The organism is uncultured Arthrobacter sp. (genome assembly GCF_947493765.1).
Classification (GTDB): Bacteria; Actinomycetota; Actinomycetes; order Actinomycetales; family Micrococcaceae; genus Arthrobacter_D.
Genome location: NZ_CANLSZ010000012.1, coordinates 10,285 through 31,044, shown reverse-complemented (window position 1 = coordinate 31,044; position 20,760 = coordinate 10,285). Strand labels below are relative to the sequence as shown.

Sequence of the window (20,760 nt, the reverse complement as noted above, 5' to 3'; positions counted from 1 at the left end):
ACTCAAAACTGGCTCCATCGCAGTAGGTGGTCTCCCGCCCGACTCTATCCGCTCCGGTCCCGGCCGGGTGGGGCGGGCTCCGCCGGTCCCACGACCGGTCGATAGGCTGGAGTCGCAGAGATGCCCACCGACGAAGAGGAATGATGACCCCCGCCTCCGCCCGCAGGCCCACGAAAGCCGAACGCACAGCAGCAGCACGGGAGCGCGAGCGGCTGGCGCGCGAGGAACAGCAGCGCAGGGCCCGTCGCAACGGCCTGCTCGCCAAGTGGGGCGTGGTGCTGGCCGTCCTGGTGATCGTGGCGGTCATCGCCGTCGTCGTGGTGAACACCGTGCGGGGGCGGGTGCCGGACGCCGGGCCCGCACCGCGGGGCGGCAACGACCAGGGCGGCATCACGCTGGTGTCGCCGACGGAGCTGCGATCCACGCGGACCGAGGACGTGGACCTCGCGGTGCTGCCGGACGAGCCGGCCGCGCCGGGGACCGTTCCCGACGGCGTGGGCGCGAGCGGCGACGGACCCCTGCAGGTGGTCGCGTACATGGACGTCAACTGTGTGTTCTGCGCCGATTTCGAGACGCGCCACGCCGAGCGGATCCAGGGCTGGCTCGACGCCGGTGACATCACCCTCGAGTACCGGACGGTCGCGTACCTCGACCGCAACAGCAGCACCGACTTCTCCTCCCGCGGTGCCAATGCCGCCGCCTGCGTTGCGGATGCCGCACCGGAGGCCTACCTCGAGTTCACCCGGCGCGTGTACGGGCACTACGCGGAGGGTGAGCTCGACGACGACGGGCTCCTCGGCCTAGCGGAGGACGCCGGTGCCGGGGACGTGCGGCCCTGCGTGGAGGACGGGACGTTCCGCCCCTGGGTGAAGTACACGACGGAGGCGGCGAAGGCGTCCGGCATCGGCGGGACGCCCACGGTGTACGTGGACGGGGAGAACGTGGAGAACGCCGTGTCGGACTTCGAGCAGGTGGTGCAGGACCGGCTGGACGCCCGCGGCTGATTTCCCGGCGTGCGCGGGGCTGGGCTAATCTTGTGAGGCGCTCCGCCCCCGCACGGGGACGACGGCGTCAGCTGGCCAGGCCAGTGCGCCTCCTTAGCTCAGTTGGCCAGAGCACCGCTCTTGTAAAGCGGGGGTCGTCGGTTCGAATCCGACAGGGGGCTCCAGTATCCGGCGCGTGCCGGCGCGGCAGCGGAGGGTACGTCCGGCGACGCACGCGCCGAGGGATTTCCCCCGCCCCCGCAGCAGTCCCTACAGTGACGGCATGAATCCATCGGCCGGCAGGGTGTCGGGAGCGGCCGGGAAGGCCCTCCTGTCATGACGCCGAACCCTGCGATGAAGCCCACCCCGTCGACCGCGGTGGCAGCCTATCTCGGGCTGGGCCTGGTGTGGGGTACCAACTTCGTGTTCATGACCCTCGCCGCCCCGTACCTCAGCGCGGCGCAGACCACGCTGTTGAGAGTCGCCTTCGGGCTGCTGCCCGTGCTCGTCTTCGCCCTGGCCACCCGCTCCATCGCCCGGTGGCACCTCCGCCACGCCCACCACTTCGTGGTGATGGCGGTGCTGGCCGCAGGACTGTACTACTACGCGTACGCCGCCGGGACCTACCGGCTCGACAGCGGTATCGCCGGCGCCCTGAGCGGGTCGATCCCCCTGTTCGTCTTCCTGGCGGCCGTCCTGGTGCTGCGGACCGAGGAGTTCACGCGGCGGAAGGCCGCGGGCCTGGCCCTCGGGGTGTGCGGGGTCCTCGTGCTGACCCGCCCCTGGACGGCCGGGGCGGTCGATCCCGTCGGCGTCCTGCTCATGCTCGGCGGGTCGGCGAGCCTGGGCGCGTCCTTCGCCTATGCGCGGCGCTTCATCAGCCCGCTCGGCATCCCGGCACCGGCCTCCGCGACCTATCAGCTGGCCCTGGCCGCCGTCGGCCTGGGGGTGATCACCGATCTCGACGGCATCACCGCCGTCACGGCGGACCCCCTCGCGGCGGCAGCGGTGATCCTCGGTCTGGGGGCACTGGGTACCGGGGTGGCGTTCATCCTCTACTACGTGGCGATCGCCGGGCTGGGGGCGGTGGCCGCGTCGACGGCCACCTACATCCCACCGGTGATCGCCCTGGTCATCGGCACCGTCGTTCTCCACGAGCCGCTGCTGCCCTCAGCGGTCCTCGCCGTGGGGCTCCTCCTCCTCGCCGCCGTCGTGACGCAGACGGGCCGCGCCGCCCGGTGAGGTCACCGCGTCGTCAGGGATCCACGCGGCCGGCGGGCGTCCTGCGGGGGAGCTCGTGCAGTGTGGTCGTCAGTGTCCCGGCGTCGATGACCGCGGTCATGAAGGTGCAGTGGGGCTGCCTGCGACGGTCGGTGGGCGATCCAGGGTTGAGGAGCCGAAGACCGGACTCCGCGCTGGTGTCCCAGGGAATGTGGCTGTGTCCGAACACCAGCACATCCACGTCGGGATGGCGGGCAGCCATGCGGGCCTCCCTGCCCCGGGCGGCACCGGTCTCGTGGACGACGGCCAGCCGCACGCCGTCGAGCACCTCCCGGGCGACCAGGGGCAGTTCCGCGGCGAACTCCGGCCCGTCGTTGTTCCCGTAGCAGGCGATCAGGTGGGCGGCGTGGGCCCGGAGCTCCTCGAGCAGCGACAGCTCGGTCCAGTCCCCGGCGTGCACGACCACGTCCGAGGCCTCGACCGCGGCCCAGACGGCATCGGGGAGAGCCCGGGCGCGCCGGGGCAGATGGGTGTCGGCGAGGAGGGTCAGCGTGAGGCTCATGGGTCAATTGTCGCGGGCGCGCCCGCGGTGTGAGCAACGCGATAGCGCGCGATGCACGCCCTCGGGGCGACGGGCCTCATCATGGAGTCATGGAACACATGGGGGTACTGCTGGCGCAGACCGCACGGGGAATGGGCTTCGACCGGACGCGCAACCGCGCGGCATACGCTCTTGCGGGGGTCGCCCTGTTCTGGATCGTGGGGCTGCTCGGTGGCCTGCGTGTGCTCCACAGTGCGTCCTCGCCCATGGCCACCCTGGTACTGCTCTACGCCATGCTGGCGATCGTGATCCTGTCGCTGGTGATCGCCGCCGCAGCGATGACCGAACTCGGTCGGCAGGCCGGCGAACGCCGCCGCAGCTAGCTCCGCACCCTCGCGCGCGCCTGCGGGCCGACCGACACTCGGCAAGGACGGGTGCTGACGGGTAGCGTGGAGCCATGCTCACAGTCCCCGAAGATTTCCCCTCCCGCTACATCACCTATCTCGAAGCGCAGGACGAGCACTTCGCCGAAACCGTCCTGATGGTGATGAAGCAGTCGATGGTCGAGAAGAAGTACGGCATCCTCGTCGGCAACGAATCCGTGGACCGGCACGTGGAGCTGTCCGAGACCGTGCCCTTCGGAGAGGTCGACGAGGGCATCATCTGAGGCGTCACTCTGCCGGAAACGGATCGAGGCCAGAAGCGGATCGAGGCCGGAAGCAGCTCGAGCGGTGCCCGTCGATCCCGACGGGCACCGCTCGATCCGTTGTGTCCGTCCTACCGGGCGCCGACGGTCGCGTCGTAGAACGGGTAGTCCGTGTACCCCTCGGCGCCGGCCGCGTAGAACGTCGCCGGGTTCGGTTCGTTCTCGGGCAGATTCTCCTGCCACCGGCGTGCGAGATCGGGATTCGCGATGGCCGGACGGCCGACGACGACGGCGTCTCCCAGGCCGTCCTCGAGGATGGCGATGGCCTCCTCGCGGTTGGTGATGACCCCGAAGCCGCTGTTGATGAGGAAGGGGCCTCCGAAGCTCGCCCGGAGGTCCTGGACCAGGGCGCCGGCAGGCTCCGCATGGAGGACGCTGAGGTAGGCCAGCTCCAGGGGGGCCAGGGCCGTGACGAGCGTCGTGTAGGTGGCGTGCACATCCGCGGCCTCGGTCTCGAGTGCGTCCTGGATGTTGTGCTCCGGGGAGATGCGCAGGCCCACCTTGCCGGCTCCGACCTCGGCTGCGACGGCCGTGACGACATCGATCACGAACTGTGCCCGCTTCTCGGGCGAGCCGCCGAACGCGTCGTCGCGCTGGTTCGCCTCCGGCGAGAGGAATTCGTGCAGCAGGTAGCCGTTGGCGCCGTGCAGTTCCACTCCGTCGAAGCCGGCCACGTCGATGGCCTTCCGCGACGCGGTGACGAACTCGGAGATGATGCCGGGGAGCTCCTCCTCGGTCAGTGCGTGCGGCACGGGGTACGGCTGCTTGCCCGTGGTCGTCCGCGTACTGCCGTCGATCGCGATGGCACTCGGGGCCACGACCTCGTAGCCGCCGTTCGTGTCGGGGTGGGTGACCCGGCCCGCGTGCATGACCTGGGCCACGATCCGGCCGCCCTCGTCATGGACCGCGTCGGTGACGCGCTTCCACCCGGCCAGCTGGTCGTCCTCGACCAGGCCCGGCTGTCCAGGGAAGCCCTGACCGGCATGACTCGGGTAGGTCCCCTCGCTGACGATCAGGCCGAGGGACGCACGCTGGCGGTAGTGCTCGACGACGATGTCGCCGGGCACGCCGGCGGAGCCGGAGCGGACGCGCGTCAGCGGCGCCATGACGACGCGGTTGGGCAGCTCCAGCGAGCCGAGGGTGAGGGGGGAGAAAAGCAACATGGGTTCCTACTTCCGGTGGTGTACTACCGAAACGGAACCGGACCATGACACCTGCTATTCCGCATGTGTCAGGTGTCACACGAAGGAGCCCCGGACGGTGTCCGGGGCTCCGGGATGCCTGCCGTTCCCGTGTCTACGTGGGGTCGGGCTCGTCCATCGCGCTCAGTGAGGAGCCGCCGCGGTTGGCGGGATCGTCACTCCCGTCGGACTCGTCGTCCTCCATCATGCCGAAGTCCACATCGGCGGCGGCCTCGCCGACCCCGGGTTCCTCGGGCGGGACCTGTTCCTCCCCGTCCTCGTACCGCGCCTCCGCGGTCTCCGTGCGCAGCTGCTGATCGCTCTGCTCACCCTCCTCGCCGACCACCGGGACGCCGTCCTCCTCGGCGGCGGACTCGTTGGCTCCGGGTTCGTCCTGCAGGAGCGGATCCTCCTGCCAGTGGTCGGGATCGATCTCGGCCGCGCCGCTGTAGGAGTCCGGGCGGCCGTCCAGCACCGGGTCGAGGGATTCCGGCTCGAGTGGGTCGACGGGCATGTCGGGCTCGTCACCCACGACTGTCAGTTCCTCGTCGGGAAGATTCTCGGTCATCTGCTCTGCCTTTCGTTGCGCTGCGCATCCTTCGACCATCAGCCTACGGATGGACGGGGCCGGGCGACACCTCGCGCTGTGGTCCGGGCCCGCGTGAGCCCGCTAGACGTGCTGGCGCCAGCTGTGCTGCGGGTCGTAGCCCAGGACGCGCCTGGCCTTGTCGATCGAGAGCAGTGTCTCGTGCTCGCCGACAGCCCGGGTCAGGTCGACGTCGGGGAAGACCTCACGCGCGAGCCCGTCGCTCGCGCGGTCCATCACCGTGTCGGCGGCGGCGATGATGAAGCGATCGAAGCCGGGTGCGGCGTTCTCGAGCGCCCTCAGCACCGCCTGGGCGCCGTCGCGCCCGTCCACGTAGCCCCACAGATTCCACCTGCGCTTCCGGGGGTCGGCGCCGAACGAGGGGAACTCGGCGTAGTCCTCCGGATCCATGACGTTGGAGAAGCGCAGGGACGTGATGCTCAGCTCCGGATCCCAGCGCGTCAGTTCGATCGCCAGCTGCTCCTCCAGGTGCTTGACGAGCGAGTAGGTGCTCTCTGGACGCGCCGGGTAGTCCTCGTCCACCGGGATGTACGGGGGAGGGGTGTCGAAGGGGAGGCCCAGGACGGTCTCGCTGGAGGCGTGGACGATGCGCTTGATACCGGCGCGCCTGCCGGCCTGGAAGACGTTGTACGTCGCCGTCAGATTGTTGTGGAAGGTCGCGGCATCGGCCTGGAGCCCGGGTGCCGGGATGGCGCCGAGATGGACGACGGCGTCGACCCCCGCGTGCCGGTCGTCCACGCCGAGGAGCGCGTCGAGCACCTGCCCGTAGTCCGTCAGGTCGATCCGGAGGAACCCGGGACCGCGCTCGCCGTGCTGGTCGAGCCCGAGGACCGTGTGCCCGGCCTCGCGCAGTCCGCGGACCACGCTGCGGCCCAGCTTCCCGCTCGAGCCGGTGACCGCGATGGTCAGCGCGGTGTCCCGGCCCATCAGGCCGGGCGGCTTTCCGGAGACACGGTCCTGGCGACGTCCGTCTCGGCGAGATCCCCGATGGCGTCGTCGATCGCGGTCATGACGTCGGCCTCCAGCGTCACCCCGGCGGCGGCGGCGTTCGACGCCACCTGCTCCGGACGCGAGGCTCCGATGATCGCCGAGGCCACGTTCTTGTTCTGCAGGACCCAGGCGACGGCGAGCTGGGCCATGGTCAGCCCGAGACCCTCGGCGATCGGGGCGAGCTTCTGTACCCCGGTGAGGACGTCGTCGCCCATCCAGCGCTTGATCATGTCCGCGCCACCCTTGTCGTCCGAGGCGCGGGTTCCCTGCCCGGGTTGCTGCCCGGGCCGGTACTTGCCGGTCAGGACGCCCTGGGCCACCGGGGACCAGACGATCTGCGAGAGGCCGAGCTCCTCCGAGGTGGGGACCACCTCACCCTCGATGACCCGCCACAGCATCGAGTACTGGGGCTGGTTCGAGATCAGCTGGAACCCGAGCTGCTTCGCGAGTGCGTGTCCGTCGCGGATCTGCTGCGCGGTCCATTCGCTGACCCCGATGTAGAGGGCCTTGCCCTGCCGGACCATGTCGGCGAAGGCCTGCATCGTCTCCTCGAGGGGAGTCTCGTGGTCGTAGCGGTGTGCCTGGTAGAGATCCACGTACTCCGTCTGCAGCCGTTGCAGCGACCCGTCGATCGACTCCATGATGTGCTTCCGGGAGAGCCCGAGGTCGTTGTGCCCCTTCGGGCCCGTGGGTCCCCACACCTTGGTGAAGATCTCCAGCGACTGGCGCCGCTCGCCCTTCAACGCCTCACCCAGGACCGTCTCCGCCACGGTGTTCGCGTAGACGTCCGCGGTGTCGAACGTGCTGATGCCCGCGTCGAGCGCTGCACGCACGCACTGGGTGGCGACGTCGTTCTCCACCTGCGAGCCGTGCGTGAGCCAGTTGCCGTAGGTGATCTCCGAGATCTTGAAGCCGCTGTGTCCGAGGTATCTGGTTTCCATGATCCCGATGCTAACCACCGTGCCGGAGCGAGTACAGACATTTCGTTTCTTGGGGCAACCTGTTGTCCGACGCCGTGGTCGGCGCTCCAACAGCTACACTTGGGCGCGTCCTTCGATAGCACCAGTGAATGAGGAATCTTGGCAGACTTCACGGCCCGTTTCGCCGATCCGGCGGAGCAGCGCGAGTGGGATTCGCTCGTCACGGCCAACCCGGGCGGAGGCAATCTGCTCCAGTCGATGGCCTTCGCGGACGTGAAATCCCGGCACGGCTGGCGGCCACGGCTCGTGGTCCTCGACGGTCCGGGGTACACGAGCCACAATCTGGTGCTCGAGAAGAAGGTGCCGCTGCTCGGGGCCCTCTGGTACCTCATCAAGGGTCCCGGGGTGAACGAGGTGGACCACGTGGCGCCGGCCACCCGCGCCGTCGCGGAGCTCGCGCGCCGTGAGGGGCACCGACTCTTCGCCATCAAGGTGGAACCGGACCTCGTCGACGGTCCCGCTGCACGCGAGACGCTGCGCGCGGCCGGGCTCGTCAAGACGTTCAACCTGCAGCCCAATGACAGCACGGCCCTGCTCGACACGACGGCGGAGCCCAACCAACTGTTGCGCACTCTCCACTCCCGCGGCCGCAACGCCGTCCGGCGGGCCATCAGGGAGGGCGTCGAGGTCCGGCGGATGGAGCCCACGGAGGAGACCTTCCGTGCCATGTATGCCCTGATGTCCCACATCGAGGACCGCTCCGCGGCACGCATGCGGTCCTTCGAGTACTACAGCCGTTTCTGGCAGAACTTCGTCGACGCAGGCCAGGGCCGCTTCTATTTCGTCCACGAGGACGGCGAGCCCTCGGTCGGCGCCTTCGTCATCAACTACGGCTCGAAGGGCACGTACAAGGACGGCGGATCGAGGCCCGGACGGCGGCAGTACGGGGACTCCCACCTGGTGCAGTGGACGGCGATCACCGACCTCAAGGAGGAGCACGGGATCGTCGAGTACGATTTCTGCGGAACTCCTCCCGCGGATCAGCTGAAGGACAAGGACCACCCCCACCACGGACTGGGTCTGTTCAAGACGAGCTTCTCGAAGACCGTCACGGACTTCGTGGGGTGCTACGACCTCGTGGTCAGCGCCTGGAGGTACCGCGTGTGGAATCTCGTCGCCGAACGGGTGGTCCGCCAGGTGTACTGGCGCCGCACGCACCAACCGTTCTACTAGGGAACACCCCGCGGAGCACCGCGATGATCGAAAGGCGGCTGTGAAAGACGGTCCCACGCCAGCGGACGGCCGATCGCCTTCCACCAACCCCTCGCCGGTCGCAGAGTCCCTCCCGGTGATCCAGCGACCGTTCGACCCCTCCGAGGGCGAGAAGAAGCGGCTCGCCGCGAGCAGGGGCCCGAAGGGGGGCAGGGCGGCGAGCAGCGGTGCAGAGACCCGGGCCGTCGCGGCGCCCCCGGGTCGGCCGTCGGCGGCCCCCAGGGTCCAGCGCCAGAAGCGTCCGAAGCAGCCCGTCACGCGGCCCACGGACGCCCTGCCCACCACACCGCACAGCGTCCCCGCCTCGGGGAGGACCGACCCCGCTGCGCGGAGCGTCCTGCGCCGGCTGGTCCAGGGCGAGGATCCTCCCACGCAGGCCATGAGCATCGTGGAGCGACTGGCCGGGAGCCCGTACGCCAATCCGACCATCCAGGTCGCGGGGCCCGATGCGAACGCTCGGAAAGCGCTCGATTTCGCCCTCGACCTCGCCGAGGCCATGTTCCGGTTCGGCGCCGGTGCGCTCCAGGTGGAGACGAGCATCATCGCCGTCACCGCTGCCTTCGGCCTCGACGACATCGAGGTGGACATCACGAACCAGTCGGTGGTGATCAACTACTCGAGCAAGGACCAGACCCCGACGACCGTTCTGCGCGTGGTGCGGTCCTGGACGAACAACTACGCCGGGCTGACGAACATCCATCGCCTGGTGTCCGACATCGCCGAGGGCGGCGTGTCCAGGACGGAGGCCACGCAACGCCTCGACGACATCCTCCGCCGGCCCAAGCCCTTCCCCCGCTGGATGGTCACTGCTGCCTTCGGCATCTTCTCGGCGGCCATCGTCGGCTTGATCGGCGGGACGCCGCTCGGCTCCCTCGTGGGCCTCCTCAGCTGCATCCTCATCGATCTGGTGAGCCGCAAGCTCGGTGAATGGCGAGTGCCCGAGTTCTTCGCCGTGGCGACCTCCGCCGCCATCGTCACGCTGATCGCCGTGCTCGTGTGGTGGCTGCAGATGCCCGTCTCGCCGGCCCTCGTCGTCGTGGGCGGGATCCTGCTGCTCCTGCCCACCGGCCGGCTCGTCTCGGCGACCCAGGACGCCATCAACGGGTTCCCCGTCACAGCTGCGGGCCGCTACCTGTCGGCGGGCCTCGTCTTCGTCGCGCTGATCTCCGGGATCGCCGTGGCACTCGTCGCGGGTACGGCTCTCGGCGTACCGGAACTCGATGTGCTGGACTCCGAGGGCAGCCGGTATCCGTGGCCGGTGGCGGCGCTCCTCGTCTTCGTCGCGGTGGCGATGATCTGCATCGCGGAGCAGACCACGGCGAAGCTGGTGATCCCCACGTCGCTGGTCGCCGTGGCCGGCTATCTCGCCTTCGTCGGCGCCACGAGCGCGGGGGCCGGCTACCGGCTGGCTCCCGCGCTCGCCGCCGTCCTCATCGGCGGACTCGCGCGCTTCGTCGCACTCCGGATGCACGCGACACAACTCGTGGTCGCCGTTCCCGCGCTCCTCTTCCTGTACCCGGGTCTTGCGATCTTCCGTGCGATGTACGACCTCACGATCGAGGCCGAAGTGGTCTCGACCGGTGTCGTGGGGCTCTTCAACGCCTCCACCGTGGTCCTGGGCATCGCCGCGGGAGTGGTGCTCGGCGACAACCTGGTGAGACCGTTCACGAGGCGGTTCGCCGCCGACGAACGCCAGCGCAACCGGCGCCGCTAGGGCTCCGGTGAGGGATCAGATCAGATCGGATCGGATCGGATCGGGTCCGCGGTCCGGGCCCAGTCGACCGGTGCGGCGCCCTGCTGCGCCAGGAGCTCGTTGGCGCGGCTGAAGGGCCGCGAGCCGAAGAACCCGCGTGACGCCGAGAGCGGGCTGGGGTGCGCGGACTCGACCGTGGGGGTGGAGCCCAGCAGCGGCTTCAGCCGGAGCGCGTCCCGGCCCCACAGGATGCCCACCAGCGGACCGCCCCGGGCCACGAGAGCCCTGATCGCCGCGTCGGTCACCTCCTCCCACCCGATCCCGCGGTGCGAGGCGGCCTCGCCCGCACGGACCGTCAGGACCCGGTTCAGCAGCAGGACACCCTGGCTCGCCCATCCGGAGAGATCCCCGTTCGCCGGCGAGACGACCCCGAGATCCGTCGCCAGTTCCCGGTAGATGTTCGCCAGGCTCCGCGGTACGGGGCGTGTGGCCGGATCCACCGCGAAACTCAGCCCCACGGCGTGCCCGACCGTCGGGTACGGATCCTGGCCCACGATCACCACCCGCACGCTGTCCAGGGGGGTCTCGAAGGCCCGCAGGATCCGCCGGGCCTCGGGCAGGATCCGCGCACCCCGATCGAGATCCGCGGCCAGGGACGCCGCCAGTCGGTGGAGCACGGGCTCCACGGGCTCCAGCCCGGCGGCCCAGTCGGACGGGACGAGCTCCGCGATCCGGGCCGGTGCCGCGAACGCGAAGGTGGACTCGCTGGGTGACCGCGGACCCTCCGGCGCGGAGACCGGTGGAGAGGGGGGCAGGTCGAAGAGGGCGTCGTCGTACGTCATGGTCCCATTCTCGCCCTGCCCGGCTACCGCTGACCGAATGACATCCATGTCATTCGGCACTATCATGGACACCTGTGTCAGCGGAAGGGGAGGCGGTCGTGGACGTGGTCGAACCACTGCGGGACGGGGACGAAGTGCCTGCGGATCGGAGCGCCACACTGGTCCTCGGGGACCGCGAGCAGCGGATGCTCGCGCTGGAACGCGAGTGGTGGAAGTACTCCGGTGCCAAGGAGCAGGCCATCCGTGAGCTGTTCACGATGTCGGCCACCCACTACTACCAGGTCCTCAATTCCCTGATCGACACCGAAGCCGCGCTCGCGCACGATCCGATGCTGGTGAAACGGCTCAGGCGGCTGAGGTCCACCCGCCAGCAGGCACGCTCCGCGCGTCGCCTCGGCGCGGACATCTAGGGTGCCTTCCTCCGCGACCGACGGACGGGGCGACGACGAGACCCATCACCCGCACGACGAGTTCGACGACGTCCCGGTCCGCTCCGGTCGCCAGGGCGTGCACCGCGACTCCTTCGTCCCGTCGCGGGCGGGTGTGCTCGGCCTCAGGATCACGATCGGCGTCCTCCTCGTGCTCGTCCTGGTGGCAGCCGTGCTGATCCTTCCCGGGCTGGGTCTCTTCACCTCCGACCAGGCGTCCTCCAGCCCGGCGTCGCAGGAGGCTGCGTCCACCGCGAGGCCCTCCGCGGAGGCGACGGCCCTTCCGACGGACGTGGATCGCTCCGTCAGGGTGAACGTGCTGAACGGTACGAGTGTCCCGGACCTGGCAGCAACGGCCGCCGCGCGGCTGACCGACGCCGGATGGACCTCCGCCGTTCCCGGGAACTGGGCCGGAGCGCCCCTCGACACCTCCGTGGTCTTCTACAGCGGCCCGGCGCAACGCGCCGCCGCCGAGGCCGTCGCGGCGGATCTCGGCATCGTGGGCCTCGTCGAGACTCCCGATGTCTCACCCGACATCTCCGCCGTGCTGGGCGCGGGCTTCGAGTAGCTCCGAGCAGGTTGCACTCACGGGGTGGGAGTGCTAATTATTGAGTTAGCACTCGTCCGCACAGACTGCTAAAGCTGTGCGTGCGGTGAAGCAGGCGAACCTCCGTGGTGGGGGTGGTGCATGGACGTGAAAGAGATCGTCCATCCGCTGCCCGGCCGTCGCGGGCACCACGCAGGCAAGCACACAGATGCGCAGATGCAACCGTCCCCGAAAGGACCTACGCCACTATGGCCAAGATCATTTCTTTTGATGAAGAGGCCCGCCGCGGCCTCGAGCGTGGATTGAACATCCTCGCTGATGCCGTCAAGGTAACGCTCGGCCCGCGCGGCCGGAACGTGGTGCTCGAGAAGAAGTGGGGCGCCCCCACCATCACGAACGACGGCGTGTCCATCGCCAAGGAGATCGAACTCGACGATCCGTTCGAGAAGATCGGCGCCGAGCTCGTCAAGGAGGTCGCCAAGAAGACCGACGACGTCGCGGGCGACGGAACCACCACCGCCACCGTGCTCGCCCAGGCCCTCGTCAAGGAAGGCCTGCGCAACGTCGCGGCCGGAGCCGACCCCCTCAGCCTCAAGCGCGGCATCGAGAAGGCCGTCGCGGCCGTCACCGAGGAACTGCTCAGCTCGGCCAAGGAGATCGAGACCAAGGAGCAGATCGCTGCGACCGCCTCCATCTCCGCGGGCGACAAGCAGATCGGCGACCTGATCGCCGAGGCCCTCGACAAGGTGGGCAAGGAAGGCGTCATCACGGTCGAGGAGTCGAACACGTTCGGTCTCGAGCTCGAACTGACCGAGGGCATGCGCTTCGACAAGGGCTACATCTCGGGCTACTTCGTCACGGATGCCGAGCGCCAGGAGACCGTGCTCGAGGATCCGTACATCTTGATCGTCAACTCGAAGATCAGCAACGTGAAGGACCTCGTCGCCGTCCTCGAGAAGGTCATGCAGTCCGGCAAGCCGCTGCTGATCATCGCCGAGGACATCGAGGGTGAGGCCCTCGCGACCCTCGTGGTCAACAAGATCCGCGGCACGTTCAAGTCCGTCGCCGTGAAGGCACCGGGCTTCGGTGACCGTCGGAAGGCGCAGCTCGCCGACATCGCCATCCTCACCGGCGGCCAGGTCATCGCGGAGGAGGTGGGCCTCAAGCTCGAGACCGCCACCCTCGACCTGCTCGGCACGGCCCGCAAGGTCGTCGTGACGAAGGACGAGACCACGATCGTCGAGGGCGCCGGCGAAGCCGATGCCATCGCCGGCCGCGTGGCCCAGATCCGCGCCGAGATCGAGAACTCCGACTCGGACTACGATCGCGAGAAGCTGCAGGAACGCCTCGCCAAGCTGGCCGGCGGTGTGGCGGTCATCAAGGCCGGCGCCGCGACCGAGGTGGAGCTCAAGGAGCGCAAGCACCGCATCGAGGACGCCGTCCGCAACGCGAAGGCCGCCGTCGAGGAGGGGATCGTCGCCGGTGGTGGCGTTGCCCTCATCCAGGCCGGCGCCAAGGCCTTCGGCACGCTGGAGCTCACGGGTGACGAGGCCACGGGCGCGAACATCGTGCGCGTCGCGATCGATGCACCGCTCAAGCAGATCGCCTTCAACGCCGGCCTCGAGCCCGGCGTCGTCGTCGACAAGGTCCGCGGACTGCCCGCCGGCCACGGCCTGAACGCCGCCACCGGGGAGTACGAGGACCTGCTCGCCGCAGGCGTCAACGACCCCGTGAAGGTGACGCGCTCTGCCCTGCAGAACGCGGCGTCCATCGCCGGGCTGTTCCTCACCACCGAGGCCGTCGTGGCCGACAAGCCCGAGAAGGCTGTCGCCGGCGGTGGCGGCGGCGACGACATGGGCGGCATGGGCGGGATGGGCGGCTTCTAGCCCCTCCGCGCAGACGACGCTCTGAAGGACCGGACCACGCTCTGAAGGACAGGGGCGGCATTCCCGTGAGGGGGTGCCGCCCCTGTCGTGTCTGCGCCGGAATCCTGCACCTGTTTCTGCGCCGTGGGCTGGCGACCGAGTCCCTGCCGGCGCAGACGACGACGAGCGCGTGAGCACGTGAGCGCGTGCCCGCGCGGGTGCGTGTGCACACGACCGGTGGCCGGTTCAGCTCATGAACATCCGCGCGTTGCTCTGCTCCGCGTCCGCGTACTGCTGCGTCGCGACGTTCAGGGCCTGGTTGATGCCGGTGAGCGATTCCTCCACCTGCTGCTGTGTGGCACGCCACTGCAGGATGAGCTGCTGGAAGTTCGAGGCGGCCTGCCCCGTCCACAGGCCCTCCAGCTCGCGCAGGCCGGCCTGCATGGAGTTGACCTCGGCCTGCAGCCGCGAGATGGTCCCCTGGACCTGGCTGCTCCTGGCCGCCAGGCTGTCGGTGTCTACGTTGAAGAATGCCATGCTGGGCTCCCGTGTTCTAGCGCTTCGTTGACCTCTCCGACGCTAGCCGTCCGCACCACCCGTTCAGCGGTCGTCCGCGCCCTTGTGGACAACCGGTGCCTCGTCGGGCGGGCGTGGGGCAGTGTTGCCGGGGCGGGCGCTCCCGCCGTCGGCCCCGGAGTCGTCGGGAGGCGCATGGGGCAGCCGGACCGCGAGGCAGGCACCGTCACCTGTGGTGTCCTCCAGGCGCACCGTGCCGTGGTGCTGCGCGACGAGCGCCGCGACGATGGCCAGCCCCAGGCCCGTGCCGCCCGTCTCCCGGTCACGCGACGAATCGGCACGGTAGAAGCGCTCGAAGATCCGTGCGGCGTCCTCCGCGGAGATGCCGGGGCCGTGGTCGCGGACCTGGAGGACCGCATGGCTGCCCCCGAGCGGTGCGGCCTCCACCCCGACGGCGATCTCGATGGGGGAACCCGCGGGCGTGTAGCGCAGCGCGTTGGTCATGAGGTTCGCGACCACCTGGCGGAGGCGGGACTCGTCGCCGGTGGTGGGCGCGGACGCGGGGGCGCCGCCGTCGAGCCCGAGCACCGTGATGGAGCGGTCCTGGGCGGTCGCCCGCGCGTCGAACGCCGCGTCGTAGGCGAGCACCCGCAGATCCACGGGCTCCGCCTCGAGGGGGCGCTGTTCGTCGATCCGGGCCAGGGTCAGCAGGTCCTCGACCAGCCGGCCCATCCGGACGGCCTCGCTCTCGATCCTGCCCATCGCCGCGCCGATGGCCTCCTCGTCCTGCAGGGCGCCGTGCCGATAGAGCTCCGAGTAGCCGCGGATGGTGACCAGGGGCGTCCGCAGCTCGTGCGAGGCGTCCGCGACGAAGCGGCGCATCTTCGCCTCGGAGGCCGTCCGGGCGGCGAAGGCGCGCTCGATGTGCGCGAGCATCGCGTTGAGGGACCGGGAGAGCCGGCCGATCTCCGTCGTGGGGCGCTCGACGGCGACCCGACGGGTCAGGTCCCCGCCGGCGATGGCGGCAGCCGTCCGCTCCACCCTGGCCAGCGGGGCGAACTGGCGGGTCACGGCGATGAAGGCGATGCCCGATGCGAGGGCAGTGGTCACCAGGCCCGCCGTGAAGATGATCTCGGTGGCCTCCTGCAGGGACTCGTTGACGGTGTTCAGGCGGGTCGCGATGACGAGGTAGCCCTCGTTGTTCGAGAAGGTCAGGGTCGTCGCCCGCCACTCCTGGGCGTCCGGTCCCTCACCGGGCAGCGTGACGCCGGCACCGTTGAGCTCGGCGATCCGGTCGATGGTCAGTCCCGAGAGATCGGGGACGTCCGTGGCGTCCGCCAACTGGTTGGCCCGGTACGCGTTCCCGTCGCCGTCCAGGACGGCGGCGTAGTACCGCAGCGCGACGCCCTCGGCGGGTTCCTGCTGGGAGAAGAGGCTCCGCGCCACGGCCTGCGCGTTGTTCCGCAGATCGGCGTCCACCCGGTCCACCAGGGCGTTGCGCAGCAGCGACACCGTTGCCAGCCCGGTGATGCCCACCGTGACGATCATGAGGAGCATGATGATCGCGACCAGCTGCGAGCGCAGCGACGCCGCGTTCCAGCGCGTGGTCAAGGGATCGTGCTATCGCTTGTCGGCGGTGCGGAGCAGGTATCCCACGCCGCGCTTGGTCTGGATGAGGGCGACGGCGTCGGAGCTGCGGTCGATCTTCCGGCGCAGGTAGGAGATGTAGGACTCCACGATCGAGGCGTCGCCGTTGAAGTCGTACTCCCAGACATGGTCCAGGATCTGGGCCTTGGACAGGACGCGGTTCGGGTTCAGCATGAGGTAGCGCAGCAGCTTGAACTCCGTGGGGGACAGATCGATGGTCTCACCCCCGCGCCTCACCTCGTGGGCGTCGTCGTCGAGTTCGAGGTCGTCCACCCGGATCACGGAGTCGTCGTCCTCGAGGGGATGGGTGCGGCGGAGGACGGCGCGGATGCGGGCCACCACCTCGTCGAGACTGAAGGGCTTGGTGACGTAGTCGTCGCCGCCGACCGTCAGGCCCGTCACCTTGTCCTCCGTGTCGTCACGAGCGGTCAGGAAGACCACGGGGAAGTGCCGGCCGGCGGCCCGCAACCGGCGGGTGACGGTGAAGCCGTCCATGTCCGGCAGCATGACGTCCAGCACGGCGAGATCCGGGTTGTGGGTCTCCGCGGCGGCGAGTGCGTCCCGGCCGTTGCCCGCGGCGACGACGTCGAAGCCGGCGAAGCGCAGGGAGGTGGAGAGGAGCTCTCGGATGTTCGGTTCGTCGTCGACGACCAGCAGCTTCGCTTCGGGGCCTGTTTTCTTCACAGCACCAGTATCCGCGATCGCGCTGTGAGCGGGCTGATCCGTTGCTGGGAGGAAGCTGGTCACTCCCTGGGCCTGAGATCCTCGATCCCTGCCGCGTCGAGGATCCGGTAGGCGTAGCCCTGCTCCGCGAGGAAGCGCTGGCGACGTGCAGCGAATTCCTGGTCGAGGGTGTCCCGTGCCACGACGGTGTAGAACCGGGCGGCCCGCCCGTCGGCCTTGGGGCGCAGCAGCCTGCCGAGGCGCTGCGCCTCCTCCTGGCGGGACCCGAAGGAGCCCGAGACCTGGATGGCGACGGCTGCCTCGGGGAGGTCGATCGAGAAGTTCGCCACCTTGGACACCACGAGGACGTGGAGCTCGCCGGTCCGGAACGCGTCGAAGAGCCGCTGGCGTTCCCTGACGGACGTCTCGCCCTTGATCACGGGCGCGTCGAGCCGACCCGCGAGATCGTCGAGCTGGTCGATGTACTGCCCGATCACGAGCAGTTGCTCCCCGCGGTGGGCCGCGACGAGTTTCTCCACCACGGCGGACTTCGTGTCCGACGTGGCGCACAGGCGGTACTTGTCGGCGTCGTCGGCCATGGCGTAGGCCACGCGCTCGTCCCGCGGCAGGTCCACCCTCACCTCCACGCAGTCCGCCGGGGCGATGTAGCCCTGCGCCTCGATGTCCTTCCACGGGGCGTCGTAGCGTTTGGGGCCTATCAGCGAGAACACCTCGCCCTCGCGGCCGTCCTCGCGCACGAGCGTGGCGGTCAGCCCGAGCCGGCGCCTGGCCTGCAGATCGGCGGTCATCTTGAAGATGGGGGCGGGCAGCAGGTGCACCTCGTCGTACACGATGAGGCCCCAGTCGTTGGCGTCCAGGAGTTCGAGGTGCGGGTACAGGCCGCCGCGCCTGGTGGTGAGCACCTGGTAGGTGGCGATCGTGACGGGCCTGATCTCCTTGACCGCGCCGGAGTACTCGCCGATCTCGTCCTCCGTCAGCGAGGTCCGGCTGAGCAGTTCCTGCTTCCACTGCCGGGCCGAGACGGTGTTGGTGACGAGGATCAGCGTGGTGGTCTGGCTCGTGGCCATCGCCGCGGCGCCCACGAGGGTCTTCCCCGCCCCGCACGGCAGGACGACGACGCCGGAGCCACCCGACCAGAAGTTCTCGACGGCCAGCTGCTGGTACGGGCGCAGTCCCCACCCGTCCTCGTTCAGGGCTATCGGGTGGGGGCGCCCGTCCACGTACCCGGCGAGATCCTCGGCGGGCCAGCCGAGCTTGAGCAGGAGCTGCTTGAGCGCACCGCGCTGCGAGGAGTGGACCACGACGGTCTCGCCGTCGATCCGCGGACCGAGCAGGGGCTGGATCTTCTTCGCGTGCAGCACCTCCTCGAGGACCGGGTAGTCGGTGGTCCGCAGCACGAGGCCGTGCTGCGGGTCCTTCTCGAGGCGGAGCCGGCCGTACCGGGACATGGTGTCCTCGATGTCGATCAGCAGCGCATGCGGCACCGGGAAGCGCGAGTACGTCAGGAGCGTGTCGAGGACGTGCTCGGCGTCCAGGCCGGCGGCGCGTGCGTTCCACAGGCCCAGGGGCGTGAGGCGGTAGCTGTGCACGTGCTCCGGCGCACGCTCCAGCTCGGCGAACGCCGCGATCGCGTGGCGGGCCTCGGTGGCCTGCTCGTGGTCGACCTCGAGCAGGATGGTCTTGTCGCTCTGGACGATCAGCGGTCCGTCAACCATCAGCGGGGGTCCCTTCGAGGATCTCGACATCCATGATGCGGTGCACAGAGACGACCTTCTCCACCTGGCGCTCCGGATCGAACACCCGCAGGCGGCCGCCCGAGACGGAGAGGGGCACCAGGACCTGGCGCTCGTGATGGCCGCCGCTGTCCGCCGTCCCGAGACTGATGCGGCTCCGCGAGCGGATGGCGGAGCGCAGTGTCTCCAGGCCCAGCAGCGTCTCGCTGCCCGCTCGCGCATCGTGGCCGGTGGACGAGCGGAGAGTGGCGATCTGTGCCGAGATCTCCTCCCCGGCGACGGACCACGGGTTCAGCCGGGACCGCAACCGCGCCGCCGGGGCGACGGCGCCGGGTGTGTCCTCGCGCGGCGCCGGCGTCCGGGCCACGGTCAGGCCCGTGACCGTATCGGTCGCCGGGGTGAACCCGAGATTCCGCAGGAGCGCGGTGAGCTCCTGCGGCGAGGCGGGCGAGACGAGGACCGTGGGGGCCACCTGCACGACGCCGAGGACGACGGAGCGCGGATCCGCCAGCACGGTGGCGGCGACGGCGTCGTCCTCCGTGCGGAGATAGCTCCCGGCGCGGCCCACGCGCAGGCCCCCGTACCGGGCGGCGGTGTCCTCGACGAGATAGGTGAGGGCCTGGGGGATCTCCGTGGCGGAGTGCGTGGCCAGGAAGGCGAGGATCGTCGAGGCGTCGTCGCCGCCGTCCAGGGCCGCACGGACCGAGTCGGCGGAGAACCGGTAGGTGGTGGCCGGTCCCTGCCCTTCGGGCGTGGACATCCGCAGGAGCCCTCGGGCTACCTCCGGCTGTAGGTAGCCGGGCGCCACGGCGGTGAGGTCGGCCTGCAGGACCACGTGGGCCACGGGAGCGGGCAGGGCGTCGCGCACGCTGCGGGCGGCGTCGTCGAGCCGGTCCTCGGCCACGAGCTGCCCTGCCTCCGTGAGTGCTCCGCTCCCGGTGAGCCCGAGAGCTGCCGCTTCGACGAGCATCCCCGGCAGCAGGCGCTCGAAGCGGCGGTGCAGGCGCGGCTGGTACCAGGAGGCGAGTGCCAGGACGGACCGGCCGGTGAGGACCGGCTGCGCTTCGTCCTGCGGGCCGGCTCCGGTCAGTTCGGCCGCGACGGTGAGGAGCCGCCGGCGTACCATCGGCGCATCGGGGCGTGATGCCTCGGCAGCCAGGGCGTTCACCGAGGCGCCGTCGGGCAGCCGCGAGCCGACGAGCGCCGGTGCGCGGTCGACGGCGAGCCAGCCCTCGACGAGGAGCGCCCACTGGGCATCGCGGTCGAGCGAATCCCAGGTGTCGAGGCGGGAGGCCTTCCACCGCGAGTCGTCGGGATCCAGCGTGATGAGACCTCCGGCGGCCACGAGTTCCAGCAGCCAGGCGGTCTCGCCCTCGCCCGCGTGCAGCATCTCACGGACGCGCCGGAGCTCCCGGACGCCCACACCGCCCGAGCGCAGGGTGGTGACCGGGGTGGTTGCGACCGCGTTGAGGAGTGCCGTCACCAGGCGGAGTGTCTCGGCGATGGTCCCGTAGGCGGCGTTGTCCCGCAGGCTTGCCCGCGTGGTCGCCTCGTTGGCGAGCGGACGGCCCGTCTCCAGGGCCTCCACGACGGCGTGGCCGCGGAGGGCCGTCCCGACCTCGCGCGGCAGCTCCACGTGGAGGGCGTCGAGGGAGGCGAGCAGGCACCGGTCCAGGAGCCAGCGGACCGCGGGCGAGGCGTCGTCGCCCGGGCCGATCGAGCCCACCGGGTTGTCCCGCAGCCGGTCGAGCAGGGCCACGGTGCCGGTCGGGGCCCCGGCCAGGAGGCGGGCCCAGCCCTCCGGGTCGGCGATCACGGCGTCGAGGGCGACGGCCGCCGCGGTGGGTGTCATCGCGTCATGGGCCCGCTCCGCGGCGAGGAGGGCGACGGCGCCGATGAGTGCAGGACCGTAGCGGGGAACGGCCCGGGCGAGGACACCGAACGGTCTGCCGAGTCCGGCGGGGTAGGGGCCGAGGGCCTCCGCCATCGCCCCGACGGGCTGGAAGCCGTCCTCGGCGGACCCGGTGCACAGTGCGCGCCGCACGAGCTCGTCGAGGATCTGCCGGAGCTCCTCCGCGGTGCCCCCGCGGATCATGCGCCCGAGCCGGTCCTGTGGCACGGGACCGCCCACGTCCAGGACGGTCAGCGCCTCGAGCACCTGGAGCTGGGGTCGGGTGATGTTCTCGAGCGCTCGCTGCAGGCTCACGCGGGTCGAGGCACGGGCGGCGAGCGCGGCGAAATCGGGTACCGGGGGAAGGACGAGATCGGGCCGGACCGTCAGGAGGCGGCCCAGGTCGTCATCGCTCCGGCGGCCCAGGTCTTCGGCGAGTGCTCGGATCGCGGACATCCCCCCAAGAATACCGGGCGCTACCGACACGGCCCGC

Annotated in this window: 20 protein-coding genes and 1 tRNA gene; 10 read left to right on the top strand and 11 right to left on the bottom strand. The window is 70.2% G+C overall.

From position 1 onward, the window contains the following. Nucleotides 1-140: 140 nt before the first annotated feature. The 3 genes from Q0747_RS13165 to Q0747_RS13155 all read left to right on the top strand — a co-directional run bounded on the left by Q0747_RS13165 (nucleotide 141) and on the right by Q0747_RS13155 (nucleotide 2,225). Nucleotides 141-1,004, top strand: coding sequence for a thioredoxin domain-containing protein (locus Q0747_RS13165; RefSeq protein WP_298255372.1), 864 nt, complete (start codon nucleotides 141-143; stop codon nucleotides 1,002-1,004). Between the two features lie 87 nt (nucleotides 1,005-1,091). Continuing rightward, nucleotides 1,092-1,168 (top strand) — tRNA-Thr (locus Q0747_RS13160). Between the two features lie 151 nt (nucleotides 1,169-1,319). Further along, nucleotides 1,320-2,225, top strand: coding sequence for a DMT family transporter (locus tag Q0747_RS13155; RefSeq protein WP_298255370.1), 906 nt, complete (start codon nucleotides 1,320-1,322; stop codon nucleotides 2,223-2,225). Nucleotides 2,226-2,238: 13 nt separating this feature from the next. Here the strand turns inward: Q0747_RS13155 and Q0747_RS13150 are convergent, their stop codons facing one another. After that, a complete protein-coding gene (locus Q0747_RS13150; protein ID WP_298255368.1) occupies nucleotides 2,239-2,766 on the bottom strand; it encodes a metallophosphoesterase in 528 nt (175 codons plus the stop codon). Nucleotides 2,767-2,855: 89 nt separating this feature from the next. On the opposite strand from Q0747_RS13150, the gene Q0747_RS13145 reads away from it, so the two are divergent. After that, the gene (locus tag Q0747_RS13145; protein WP_298255366.1) at nucleotides 2,856-3,128 is read left to right on the top strand and encodes a hypothetical protein; all 273 of its coding nucleotides are present in this window, start codon (nucleotides 2,856-2,858) and stop codon (nucleotides 3,126-3,128) included. A 74-nt stretch (nucleotides 3,129-3,202) separates the two neighbouring features. Next, entirely contained in the window at nucleotides 3,203-3,412 is a 210-nt protein-coding gene (locus tag Q0747_RS13140) for a hypothetical protein (protein WP_298255365.1), read from the top strand. A 110-nt stretch (nucleotides 3,413-3,522) separates the two neighbouring features. On the opposite strand, the gene Q0747_RS13135 is transcribed toward Q0747_RS13140, so the two are convergent. From Q0747_RS13135 to Q0747_RS13120, 4 genes are all read right to left on the bottom strand, one after another. Next, on the bottom strand, nucleotides 3,523-4,611 hold the full coding sequence (locus tag Q0747_RS13135) for an alkene reductase (RefSeq protein WP_298255390.1): 1,089 nt from the start codon (nucleotides 4,609-4,611) through the stop codon (nucleotides 3,523-3,525). Nucleotides 4,612-4,747: 136 nt separating this feature from the next. Then, nucleotides 4,748-5,200, bottom strand: coding sequence for a hypothetical protein (locus Q0747_RS13130; RefSeq protein ID WP_298255363.1), 453 nt, complete (start codon nucleotides 5,198-5,200; stop codon nucleotides 4,748-4,750). A gap of 102 nt (nucleotides 5,201-5,302) precedes the next feature. Further along, on the bottom strand, nucleotides 5,303-6,148 hold the full coding sequence (locus tag Q0747_RS13125) for an NAD(P)-dependent oxidoreductase (RefSeq protein WP_298255388.1): 846 nt from the start codon (nucleotides 6,146-6,148) through the stop codon (nucleotides 5,303-5,305). A gap of 17 nt (nucleotides 6,149-6,165) precedes the next feature. Further along, nucleotides 6,166-7,170 (bottom strand): aldo/keto reductase family protein, encoded by a 1,005-nt coding sequence (locus tag Q0747_RS13120; protein WP_298255361.1) that lies wholly within the window; start codon nucleotides 7,168-7,170, stop codon nucleotides 6,166-6,168. 138 nt (nucleotides 7,171-7,308) lie between these two features. Between Q0747_RS13120 and Q0747_RS13115 the strand changes: the two genes are divergently transcribed. After that, nucleotides 7,309-8,382 carry a peptidoglycan bridge formation glycyltransferase FemA/FemB family protein gene (locus Q0747_RS13115; protein ID WP_298255359.1) on the top strand — a complete coding sequence of 358 codons (1,074 nt, stop codon included), beginning with the start codon at nucleotides 7,309-7,311 and terminating at the stop codon, nucleotides 8,380-8,382. A gap of 115 nt (nucleotides 8,383-8,497) precedes the next feature. Further along, on the top strand, nucleotides 8,498-10,135 hold the full coding sequence (locus tag Q0747_RS13110) for a threonine/serine exporter family protein (RefSeq protein WP_298255358.1): 1,638 nt from the start codon (nucleotides 8,498-8,500) through the stop codon (nucleotides 10,133-10,135). A gap of 20 nt (nucleotides 10,136-10,155) precedes the next feature. On the opposite strand, the gene Q0747_RS13105 is transcribed toward Q0747_RS13110, so the two are convergent. After that, complete coding sequence (locus tag Q0747_RS13105; protein WP_298255356.1) at nucleotides 10,156-10,956, bottom strand: uracil-DNA glycosylase; 801 nt, start codon at nucleotides 10,954-10,956, stop codon at nucleotides 10,156-10,158. Nucleotides 10,957-11,072: 116 nt separating this feature from the next. Here Q0747_RS13105 and Q0747_RS13100 point away from each other — a divergent pair, with 116 nt between their 5' ends. From Q0747_RS13100 to groL, 3 genes are all read left to right on the top strand, one after another. After that, nucleotides 11,073-11,366: a DUF3263 domain-containing protein gene (locus Q0747_RS13100; protein WP_298255386.1), complete on the top strand. Its 294-nt coding sequence runs from the start codon at nucleotides 11,073-11,075 to the stop codon at nucleotides 11,364-11,366. A gap of 1 nt (nucleotide 11,367) precedes the next feature. Beyond that, on the top strand, nucleotides 11,368-11,952 hold the full coding sequence (locus tag Q0747_RS13095; protein ID WP_298255354.1) for a LytR C-terminal domain-containing protein: 585 nt from the start codon (nucleotides 11,368-11,370) through the stop codon (nucleotides 11,950-11,952). Between the two features lie 227 nt (nucleotides 11,953-12,179). Beyond that, nucleotides 12,180-13,817, top strand: coding sequence for a chaperonin GroEL (gene groL / locus Q0747_RS13090; RefSeq protein WP_298255353.1), 1,638 nt, complete (start codon nucleotides 12,180-12,182; stop codon nucleotides 13,815-13,817). Nucleotides 13,818-14,042: 225 nt separating this feature from the next. On the opposite strand, the gene Q0747_RS13085 is transcribed toward groL, so the two are convergent. The 5 genes from Q0747_RS13085 to Q0747_RS13065 form a co-directional block, all read right to left on the bottom strand. Next, nucleotides 14,043-14,333, bottom strand: coding sequence for a WXG100 family type VII secretion target (locus Q0747_RS13085; RefSeq protein WP_298255351.1), 291 nt, complete (start codon nucleotides 14,331-14,333; stop codon nucleotides 14,043-14,045). Nucleotides 14,334-14,396: 63 nt separating this feature from the next. Continuing rightward, complete coding sequence (locus tag Q0747_RS13080) at nucleotides 14,397-15,923, bottom strand: sensor histidine kinase (protein ID WP_367277723.1); 1,527 nt, start codon at nucleotides 15,921-15,923, stop codon at nucleotides 14,397-14,399. Nucleotides 15,924-15,932: 9 nt separating this feature from the next. Beyond that, nucleotides 15,933-16,643 (bottom strand): response regulator transcription factor, encoded by a 711-nt coding sequence (locus tag Q0747_RS13075; protein ID WP_148601422.1) that lies wholly within the window; start codon nucleotides 16,641-16,643, stop codon nucleotides 15,933-15,935. Between the two features lie 59 nt (nucleotides 16,644-16,702). Beyond that, the gene (locus tag Q0747_RS13070) at nucleotides 16,703-18,358 is read right to left on the bottom strand and encodes a DNA repair helicase XPB (RefSeq protein WP_298255347.1); all 1,656 of its coding nucleotides are present in this window, start codon (nucleotides 18,356-18,358) and stop codon (nucleotides 16,703-16,705) included. Beyond that, nucleotides 18,351-20,723, bottom strand: a complete 2,373-nt coding sequence (locus Q0747_RS13065) for a helicase-associated domain-containing protein (protein ID WP_298255345.1) — start codon at nucleotides 20,721-20,723, stop codon at nucleotides 18,351-18,353. The genes Q0747_RS13070 and Q0747_RS13065 overlap by 8 nt, the downstream gene beginning before the upstream one ends. Nucleotides 20,724-20,760: the final 37 nt, after the last annotated feature.

Excerpts from the sequence above, each read along its gene's own strand:
- Q0747_RS13165 (WP_298255372.1), top strand. The coding sequence starts at position 141 with ATGATGACCCCCGCCTCCGCCCGCAGGCCCACGAAAGCCGAACGCACA.
- Q0747_RS13155 (WP_298255370.1), top strand. The coding sequence starts at position 1,320 with ATGACGCCGAACCCTGCGATGAAGCCCACCCCGTCGACCGCGGTGGCA.
- Q0747_RS13150 (WP_298255368.1), bottom strand. The coding sequence starts at position 2,766 with ATGAGCCTCACGCTGACCCTCCTCGCCGACACCCATCTGCCCCGGCGC.
- Q0747_RS13145 (WP_298255366.1), top strand. The coding sequence starts at position 2,856 with ATGGAACACATGGGGGTACTGCTGGCGCAGACCGCACGGGGAATGGGC.
- Q0747_RS13140 (WP_298255365.1), top strand. The coding sequence starts at position 3,203 with ATGCTCACAGTCCCCGAAGATTTCCCCTCCCGCTACATCACCTATCTC.
- Q0747_RS13130 (WP_298255363.1), bottom strand. The coding sequence starts at position 5,200 with ATGACCGAGAATCTTCCCGACGAGGAACTGACAGTCGTGGGTGACGAG.
- Q0747_RS13120 (WP_298255361.1), bottom strand. The coding sequence starts at position 7,170 with ATGGAAACCAGATACCTCGGACACAGCGGCTTCAAGATCTCGGAGATC.
- Q0747_RS13105 (WP_298255356.1), bottom strand. The coding sequence starts at position 10,956 with ATGACGTACGACGACGCCCTCTTCGACCTGCCCCCCTCTCCACCGGTC.
- groL (WP_298255353.1), top strand. The coding sequence starts at position 12,180 with ATGGCCAAGATCATTTCTTTTGATGAAGAGGCCCGCCGCGGCCTCGAG.
- Q0747_RS13085 (WP_298255351.1), bottom strand. The coding sequence starts at position 14,333 with ATGGCATTCTTCAACGTAGACACCGACAGCCTGGCGGCCAGGAGCAGC.
- Q0747_RS13070 (WP_298255347.1), bottom strand. The coding sequence starts at position 18,358 with ATGGTTGACGGACCGCTGATCGTCCAGAGCGACAAGACCATCCTGCTC.
- Q0747_RS13065 (WP_298255345.1), bottom strand. The coding sequence starts at position 20,723 with ATGTCCGCGATCCGAGCACTCGCCGAAGACCTGGGCCGCCGGAGCGAT.